8 protein-coding genes and 3 pseudogenes are annotated in these 7,832 nt (G+C 61.5%); 7 read left to right on the top strand and 4 right to left on the bottom strand.

Translation table 11 applies throughout. The features are described 5' to 3' along the window. Positions 1–514: 514 nt before the first annotated feature. Positions 515–976 carry a YybH family protein gene (locus ATB98_RS00330; RefSeq protein WP_084435142.1) on the top strand — a complete coding sequence of 154 codons (462 nt, stop codon included), beginning with the start codon at positions 515–517 and terminating at the stop codon, positions 974–976. 162 nt (positions 977–1,138) lie between these two features. Here ATB98_RS00330 and ATB98_RS00325 read toward each other — a convergent pair whose 3' ends face one another. From ATB98_RS00325 to ATB98_RS00315, 3 genes are all read right to left on the bottom strand, one after another. Then, positions 1,139–2,341: an MFS transporter gene (locus tag ATB98_RS00325; protein WP_066867592.1), complete on the bottom strand. Its 1,203-nt coding sequence runs from the start codon at positions 2,339–2,341 to the stop codon at positions 1,139–1,141. A gap of 96 nt (positions 2,342–2,437) precedes the next feature. Continuing rightward, a complete protein-coding gene (gene chrA / locus ATB98_RS00320; protein ID WP_066867590.1) occupies positions 2,438–3,853 on the bottom strand; it encodes a chromate efflux transporter in 1,416 nt (471 codons plus the stop codon). 17 nt (positions 3,854–3,870) lie between these two features. Continuing rightward, positions 3,871–4,857 carry a chromate resistance protein ChrB domain-containing protein gene (locus ATB98_RS00315; RefSeq protein WP_174551893.1) on the bottom strand — a complete coding sequence of 329 codons (987 nt, stop codon included), beginning with the start codon at positions 4,855–4,857 and terminating at the stop codon, positions 3,871–3,873. Positions 4,858–5,137: 280 nt separating this feature from the next. Here ATB98_RS00315 and ATB98_RS30420 point away from each other — a divergent pair. The 4 genes and pseudogenes from ATB98_RS30420 to ATB98_RS00305 all read left to right on the top strand — a co-directional run. Next, a pseudogene (locus ATB98_RS30420) lies at positions 5,138–5,458 on the top strand (Fe-Mn family superoxide dismutase); the annotation flags it as partial. Positions 5,459–5,485: 27 nt separating this feature from the next. Continuing rightward, on the top strand, positions 5,486–5,914 hold the full coding sequence (locus tag ATB98_RS30415) for a rhodanese-like domain-containing protein (RefSeq protein WP_327197599.1): 429 nt from the start codon (positions 5,486–5,488) through the stop codon (positions 5,912–5,914). A gap of 14 nt (positions 5,915–5,928) precedes the next feature. Continuing rightward, positions 5,929–6,081: a chromate resistance protein ChrB domain-containing protein gene (locus ATB98_RS30490; RefSeq protein ID WP_407695271.1), complete on the top strand. Its 153-nt coding sequence runs from the start codon at positions 5,929–5,931 to the stop codon at positions 6,079–6,081. Continuing rightward, positions 6,026–6,400 (top strand): chromate resistance protein ChrB domain-containing protein, encoded by a 375-nt coding sequence (locus tag ATB98_RS00305; RefSeq protein ID WP_234781825.1) that lies wholly within the window; start codon positions 6,026–6,028, stop codon positions 6,398–6,400. The genes ATB98_RS30490 and ATB98_RS00305 overlap by 56 nt, the downstream gene beginning before the upstream one ends. Positions 6,401–6,620: 220 nt before the next feature. Here the strand turns inward: ATB98_RS00305 and ATB98_RS29825 are convergent. Continuing rightward, positions 6,621–6,788, bottom strand: a pseudogene (locus tag ATB98_RS29825) (EAL domain-containing protein); the annotation flags it as partial. Between the two features lie 11 nt (positions 6,789–6,799). Here ATB98_RS29825 and ATB98_RS30485 point away from each other — a divergent pair. Continuing rightward, positions 6,800–6,895: pseudogene (locus ATB98_RS30485) on the top strand (diguanylate cyclase domain-containing protein); the annotation flags it as partial. A 575-nt stretch (positions 6,896–7,470) separates the two neighbouring features. Then, positions 7,471–7,644 (top strand): DUF3606 domain-containing protein, encoded by a 174-nt coding sequence (locus ATB98_RS00295; protein ID WP_066867587.1) that lies wholly within the window; start codon positions 7,471–7,473, stop codon positions 7,642–7,644. The last annotated feature ends 188 nt before the right edge of the window (positions 7,645–7,832 follow it).

The raw sequence follows: 7,832 nt of genomic DNA, 5'->3' as shown, positions 1-7,832 counted from the left end.
GTGGCGCGCTGATCATCCCGGCCCATGCCGGAGAACGCGGCGACCAAAGCCGCCACCTACACCACTCCCTGGGACATGATCCCTGCGACGGCGCGTCAGTTGCTCTCAACGTTTGAGGAAGCGCTGGTGTGGCATATCGCCGACCGCGATCGGCTCATTCGAGAAAAGATGCATGCAAGCCGCTGTGGGGCGCGGTCAATAGCCGCTTCCGATTGGAATCCGGCCGTTCTGATTGAATGCTAGCGAGGTCCGCAAGGGGTCGATCCTTCCGGTTCCCATCCGTCGCGAGAGGGTGGTGAGAGGAAGTTCACTGCGAAGGGACAGGACGGCCGCGTTGCGGACCCTTTCGGCCGTTTGGGGGTCCGTCATCTTCCCTCAAGCCGCGGCGTGGACATCGCTGAACTGGGTGCAGCGAACCCGACCTGCGTCGGTACGGGTTAAGTCAATCGGAGAATTGCCGAAAAAGCTTGCCTTTTCTACACTCGACGTTCTGTTCGAATCGGAGGAGAGAACCATGCGTACAATCTCGACCGCGATTCTGGGGCTCGCCGTTAGCATTGGCTTGGCGGGGTCCGTAGAAGCCCAATCGGCACGGTCAGACATCGAGGCCGCGCTCGTGACGTTCACCAAGGCTTTCAACGCCAAGGACGCAGCTGCGGTTGCGGCGCACTATACCGAAGACGCCGCCGTTCTGCCTCCTGACAGCCGACGCGTAGATGGACGCGGCAAGATTCAACAGTTTTGGCAAGGAGCAATCGACGGCGGGGTTTCTGATCTGGCCCTAGAAGCGGTGGAAATCAGTGAAAGTGGTAACTTCGCCTTTGAGGTAGGGAAATTCACTCTGAAGGCCCCTGGAAAGGATGACAAGCCAGTGGACCAAGCTGGCAAATACGTCGTTATCTGGAAGAAGGGAACGGATGGCGCCTGGCAACTGTACCGGGACATCTGGAACGCTGATCCTGCCACCCAGCAGTGACCGAAGCGTACGCAACATTCGATCGTTGGGTCGATCTTCCCGTTTTCCGTCCGTCGTGGAAGAATGGGGAGCGGAAGTTCGGCTGCCGCTCGGCTCATGTCTTAATTGCCTCAATGCGGAGTTTGCGGGAATCGTCAGTGGCTCTTCAAGGACGCGTATGGCTCAACACTCCTCAGGTGGCTTCACGTGCCGGAATTGCAGCAGCAGTAGCAGATCGTAGGTGATCTTCAGTGCCGCACAGATGAGGAGGGGCCAGGATCGATATGACGCGGCGAAGAGAGCACCTGCGAGTGCAGGGCTGGCAGCCGCCGCAAGGCTCCGTGGAACTGACGTGAAACTCGCCGCGGCAGCACGCTCCGCCTCCGTCACGACCGCCATCACGTAAGAAGAGCGTGTCGGTACGTCCATCTGGGAGAGTGCCGCTCGAATGAGCAGCAAGGAAAGCGTCAACGGCAAGGTTGGCGCGAATGCCGCCAGCATCAGGGCGATGCTCGACGGGATGTGAGTGAACACCATCGTGTTGATGAGCCCAACCCGCTTCGATAGCCAGGCGGCGACAGGAAAGGAGAACGCCGACAGCACGCCCGACCAGAAGAAAAACACCCCGGCCTCCGCAAGCGACAGATTGAATCGCTCGAACAGCCACAGGGCGAGCAACGACTGGACCACGAACCCGCCAGCGAATGCATCGAGGCTGAACAGGGCTGCGAGCTTGAACACGATAGCGCGCGAAGGGCCAAGTGCTGCTTTCGCGGGCTCGCCGCTGGTGACGCGCGGAGCTATGCGGGCATAAAGTACGGCGCCCGCTAGACCTAAAAACGCATAGAGAACGAACATCAGCTTGATGGCGGCCAGTTGCCCGAGCCCGGTGGGCGTCATGAAATCCGGCAGGGCTGCGGCCAGGGCGCCAACGGCGCTTGCGAGCGCGCCGACGAGGCTGTAGCGGGCGAACATGGTCGTTCGCTCGGCACTCGTCACTTCGCGGGTAAGCACCGCGTGCTCCAGGGGCACGAAGACGCTGACGCTGCCGGCAGATGGATTTATCGTACCGGCAAAGGCGATTACCAGCAGTAGCGCGTAATCATTGACGATGGACATGGCGACACCAGAGGCGACCATCAGGCCGGCGGCGGCCAGCAGCAAGCCGCGGAGATCGCGGTGCGCTCCGAGGAATCCGATCACGATCGTCAAGAGTGCGGAGCCAGCGAGCGATGCGGTCGCGATGACGCCGACTTGCAGCGGCGAAAATCCCAGGGCAAGCAGATAGACCGGCAGCAGGATGGCGACGAAGCCGTCACCAAAGTCGCGTAAGGCGCGCGCTGCGAAAAGGTATGTCGCCGGATGAATGCTTCGCACCGGTATTATTCACCTTCGGTTGAGTCTAGCTTGAGGAGCCGGACTGGCGCCTCGCACCATGAGCGCGCTCCTCACCCGGAGCGCTGCTCCGATCGGGTTCGCGCGCTATACCCACCCCATGAGCAACCCATAGAACAGACCGACGAGGGAGCAGCCGGCCAAGACCGTCAGCATGCCGATCTTAAACCGGAACACCGCGACCATCGCGCCAAGCGTCAAAATGAGAGAGGCAAGATTCAGTGAACTCACGACCGGCACATCGACCGTCATGCCAAAGCCACGCGCCTCGTAAAGCTCGCGAAAGAGCACATGCAGCGCGAACCAGACCGCCAAATTCAGAATGACGCCGACGACCGCGGCCGTAATCGCCGCCAGTGCAGCGGACAGAGCTTTATTGGCGCGCATGGTCTCCATGAAGGGCGCGCCAAGGAAAATCCAGAGAAAGCAGGGCACGAAGGTCACCCAGGTCGTCAGAAGTCCGCCAAGCGTGCCGGCGAGCAACGGATTGAGAGAGCCTGGCTCGCGGTAGGCGCCCGTGAATCCGACGAACTGGGTAACCATGATCAGGGGTCCGGGCGTCGTCTCCGCCATCCCGAGACCATCAAGCATCTCGCCAGGTTTCAGCCAGTGATAGTGCTCGACGGCCTGTTGGGCGACATAGGAGAGGACCGCGTAGGCGCCGCCAAAGGTGACCATCGCCATCTTCGAAAAGAAGATCGAGATGTCAGTGAAGACATTGCCTGGACCAAGCACGGACAGCAGCGCAAGCACCGGAGCAAACCACAAGAAGAGTGCCACGCCCGCGACCTTGAGCGACCAACTGATTGGCGGGCGCGCGTGGGCCGGGATCTCTTCGCCCAGCGCGGTCTCGATATCAGCGACCTGCTTGCCACCAACCTTGCCGTGGCCGTTGCTCGCCTGGAATGCAGCCCAGCCCGCCCGTCCGCCGACATAGCCGATGAGGCCGGCAGCGAAGACGACGAGTGGGAACGGAGCGCGGAACAGGAACAGCGCGATGAATGCTGCCGCGGCGATCGCTATCATGACATTGTTCTTGAGCGCTCGCCGGCCGATTCGAAGGACCGCCTCGAGCACGATCGCCAGAACCGCGGCCTTCAATCCAAAGAAAAGCGCCTGGACGGCTCCGACATTGCCGAAGATGGCGTAGATCCAGCTCAGCGCCATGATGGCAACGGCGCCGGGAAGCACGAATAGCGCCCCCGCGACCAGTCCGCCCTTCGTCTTGTGCATCAGCCAGCCGATATAGATCGCAAGCTGCTGCGCCTCCGGCCCCGGCAACAGCGTGCAATAATTGAGCGCATGCAGGAACCGCGTTTCGCCGATCCAGCGTTTCTCCTCGACGATGATGCGATGCATCATCGCGATCTGTCCGGCAGGACCGCCGAAGCTCAAGGCAGCCACGCGTGACCAGACGCGCAGCGCCTCGGCGAAGGAAATGCCGTGGGAGGGCGTGTCGGCGCGCTGGATGGGGGTGGTGTCGAGACTGTCCGTCTTGTTCATGGCTGGTTTTCCGTAGGTCATCCACGCTTTGCGCGGAAATACTGATAGAGGTTGTCGAAGACCGGCCCGCCCTGAGCGATGCGTTGTTCGTCCTGCGGATTGGCTGCGCAGATCCCGGCAATCAGGCTGGCGATGCCGGTCGCCTCCTCGCGCCCGAACTTCGCGTCCTTCAAATCGATGTCGTGGACGATCTCGGCGATGGCCTGGAGCGCCGGATCGGTGATGCCAGCCCTGGTGAGAAGGACCTCGAAACTGCAGCGATCGCCTTCATGAGTAATCTCTCCCTCGAACATGTCGAAGCGAAGTTCGCCCGAGTTCGGAACGTAGCCTTTGCCGGGCACGAAGCGAATGGCGGCATCCGGATCGATGAAGCGGCGGATCAGCCAGCTGCAGGCGATGCGATCGACATGGACACCTTTGCGCGTGACCCAGATTCGCCCCTTCAGATCGGCCGCCGTGAGCGGCGTCGTTCTCGGGTGTTCGTCTGCCATGTCCATTTCCTCTGTAAGCCTGCTCTCTAGTTCCGCGATCAAGCTCTCCGCCGAGAGGCGGCCGGTCGCGCCGAAGAAATCGATCGTGGCGATGTCGGCGAGGCGCTTGCGCAGCCTGCCGACCTGTGTGCGAATCTCGGCCCGTTCCTCTGCCGACGCAGCTGCCTCGAGCCGGGCTGAAAGCGTCCGCGCCTCGTCGGCGATTGTCTCGTAGTCCTCGTCGCGTGCCGCATCGAACAGCGCGTGCGCCTGCGCGTCGGAGAGGCCGTCAATGAGGCGTGCCTCGCACACCATGGCCTCGCCGCCGCCTTCGACGATCTCCTTCAGGAGCCATTCGAAATCCTCTTGTGTCTCAGCATTCGCCGGGAGCGCGTAGACCGTGCTCTTGACCGCGACGGCGCCGATGCGCTGCAGGCGCCGCCAGACCTTCACTCGGAAGTAAGCTGGCTTGCTCGGCAGTTGGTGGATCAGAAGCAGCCAGCGGCGCTCCGCCCGCGTGATATCGTCTTTCATGTTCATACCGTATCATCAACAACTCTAAAAGCAACACTTGTATCATCCGCAATTCAGGCGTAGCGTCGCTCCATCACTCATATCGAGGGCGTTGCCATGCATCGCATCATGCCGTTACCCTTTAAGCCGCCACGGCTCGACGGGCTCTCAGAGCGTCTGTTGGCCAGCCACTACGAGAACAATTATGGAGGTGCCGTCCGACGTCTGAACGCCATTGAAAAACGGCTTGATGAACTCGACTGGAGCGTGGCTCCGGTTTTCGGCATCAACGGCCTGAAGCGTGAAGAGCTTATCGCCGCAAACTCGGCGATCCTTCACGAAATCTATTTCGACGGACTCGGTGGCTCAGGGCGATGCGTCCGGCGATCTCGCCGCGGCACTCGAGCGGGATTTTGGAAGCGTTGCCGCTTGGCGGTCCCGCTTCACGGCTTGCGCCAAGGCGCAGGCAGGCGGCTCTGGCTGGACCTTGCTTTCCTGGTCGCAGCGCCACCAACGACTGATGATCCAATAGGCGGCGGACCATACAAACTGTCTCGCCGACAGCGTACTGATCCTGGCGCTCGACATGTACGAACATGCATACCATCTCGATTTCGGGGCGAAGGCGGGCGCCTATGTCGATGCCGTCATGAAGAACATCCACTGGGAGCGTGTAGGCGCCCGCTTCCTGCGGCTGACCGAACGGCTGGCCCATGCTGGTCCGATCGCAACCGTGGAGCATGACGACGTCGCTCCCGAGGATCTGCTCGCTCGCCTTCAGCATCGAGAAGACATCGCCTTGCTCGATGTCTGCCTGGCCGAGGATCTACCGATGCGCGGCGACATGCTGCCGGGCGCAATCTTTCGCGCGGCCGAGACAATTGCCGACTGGGCGGATGAACTGCCGCGGGACAAACCGATCGTCGTCTATTGCATCTACGGGTTCCAGGTCAGCGGCGATGCCGTCGCCGAGCTCCGCCGCCGCGGCCTGAACGCCCAGGCGCTCTCCGGCGGAATTGCCGCCTGGCATGCGATCGGCGTACCGACCGTCCCGTTCACAAAGGCCGAAAATCGCTGAAGGAGGACAGTGTCATGAAATGGGTTACGCGCGAACGTCCGGTGATCGACCGCATCGCCTGCCCCTGGCTGATCGCACGGTTCATCGACAAGGAACCGGGAGTTCCTTTTCGTGCCGCCGGACCAGGTGATCAAGGTGACGGAGGAGACCGGAGCCACCCCGTATGACGTCCCCGGTGTCGAATACACCCATGTGGGCGAGGGTTGCAGCTTCGACGCCTTCGTCGCGAAGCATGGTCTCGACAGCGATCCGGCCATCGTGACCATCGCCGCCATCGTTCGTGGCGCGGACACCGACCGGCACGACCTCACGCCGCAATCGGCCGGGCTGCTAGCGATCTCGATGGGGCTGCGGGATGTGACCCCCGACGACCACGAGGTGCTGAGACACGGCTTCGTCATCTATGACGCACTCTATGCCTGGGCCTCGCGGCGCAAGACGGAAACGTATAGCTGGCCGCCCGCAACGAAGCCAACCGCAGCCTGAGCTTCAAGGTGGAGGGCGGCGGCTCCGCGATCGACTACTGACGTTGAGTGCCAATCGGCGATGATGTGGAGTTTCGCGGGTCCTAGTTTCGCGCGAAGCGCAAAGCCCGCCGAATATTAGCAACCAGTCATATTGCGCATCCGCGTGTCCGCAATGCTACGGTGTGGGAGGCGACGCGCCCTGAGGCGGGACTCTGCGTCGCCGGTGTGCGCCACACGACTTCCAGCGCTGCCACCAAAGAGCGGTCCACTTTCATACGGTCGAACCCAAAGCGCCTCAGTGACCCGATGCTGGCATATCCGGAGCCAAAGTCGTCAAACGCAACTTTGACGCCGATTCTCTTCAACCCACCGATCGCGCGACGCGCCTGTTCAGGATTGGAAATCAGTCAAGCAGGTGAAGCTTCATTTCATCGATCTGGATGGGTTCAAGGCTGTTAATGATGCCTGGGGGCACGCGATCGGAGACGCACTCATTGTCGCCGTTAGCTCTGCATCGCGGGTCTTCGACCGTAACTACGGCGAATTCGTCGCCGCCCAGGCGAGCGGCAAACGCGTCATTCGGCAAGCGTCGCGCAGCGGCGGGCAAGCAGAACCAGCAACTGGGTGCGGCGGCTTTCTGAACCTGTATTTCTATGCATGGATGACACCTGCGGGGACGGGCTGTGTAAATTCCTCGGCCACTCGAACCGAGGACGCAGGAGGCATCATGCCCGCGGCGCGCTGCGACGGGAGCGTACATGCTGCTGTGCTAATGGGGGCTTAACATCCGGCGGTTTGCGCTGGCATGCTCTTTCGGGGTCTATCTGGAGAAATGCTGATGCTGGCGCGCGGCGCAGCGCCGGCAGACAACACGTATTGAGTCTCGGCAGGCAGGCGTCAGAAACCCGGCTGACCTGCTTCAAGGAGTCAAAATCCACTAGGCAAAAGAGAGTCCGCTCGGAGGGGGAAGGGCGGCTCAGTCTGAGGGTCTGGTGCGCCGCAAGTCGCGCGGGGGGCCGGGCCAAGCGAGGCGCGATCTTGTCGCCATCAAATCCGCTCCTATCCTTCTGCATAATGATGGAGGAGCAAATGGCAGACGATCCGAGAAAGCAAGGCCGGGACCGCAAGCTTGCGTCCACGCAGGAGCATGAGGTCGCCTATATCATGAAGGCCGCGGGCGTCACACGCCAGAAGGCGCTCGAGGCGATCCGCGAGGCAGGCCCGAGCCGTGAGAAGGTGATGCAATACCTCGGCAAGAAATAATTGCCCCGGGTGCTCTGCTGGAGGGCAGCAGCACGTGGCCGCCAGCCGACGACCACCAAAAAGCTGGGAACCGTGAGTTCCATAATATAGATTATCTGATATGAGCGTGTAGCGGCATTTTAGAGATGCGACATATGAGCCAGTTAGAGATGCGACAGTCGTCGCCTCTTGGGATGCTGGTCAAACGT

This window comes from Sinorhizobium saheli, assembly GCF_001651875.1.
In the GTDB taxonomy this organism is placed as follows: domain Bacteria; phylum Pseudomonadota; class Alphaproteobacteria; order Rhizobiales; family Rhizobiaceae; genus Sinorhizobium; species Sinorhizobium saheli.
Note: the sequence above shows the minus strand (reverse complement) of the source record. Positions and strands in the feature narration are given on the sequence as shown.

What these genes read in the sequence shown, in the direction of transcription:
- ATB98_RS30415 (WP_327197599.1), top strand. Translation starts at nt 5,486, where the DNA reads ATGAAGAACATCCACTGGGAGCGTGTAGGCGCCCGCTTCCTGCGGCTG.
- chrA (WP_066867590.1), bottom strand. Translation starts at nt 3,853, where the DNA reads ATGAACAAGACGGACAGTCTCGACACCACCCCCATCCAGCGCGCCGAC.
- ATB98_RS30490 (WP_407695271.1), top strand. Translation starts at nt 5,929, where the DNA reads ATGAAATGGGTTACGCGCGAACGTCCGGTGATCGACCGCATCGCCTGC.
- ATB98_RS00295 (WP_066867587.1), top strand. Translation starts at nt 7,471, where the DNA reads ATGGCAGACGATCCGAGAAAGCAAGGCCGGGACCGCAAGCTTGCGTCC.
- ATB98_RS00330 (WP_084435142.1), top strand. Translation starts at nt 515, where the DNA reads ATGCGTACAATCTCGACCGCGATTCTGGGGCTCGCCGTTAGCATTGGC.
- ATB98_RS00315 (WP_174551893.1), bottom strand. Translation starts at nt 4,857, where the DNA reads ATGAAAGACGATATCACGCGGGCGGAGCGCCGCTGGCTGCTTCTGATC.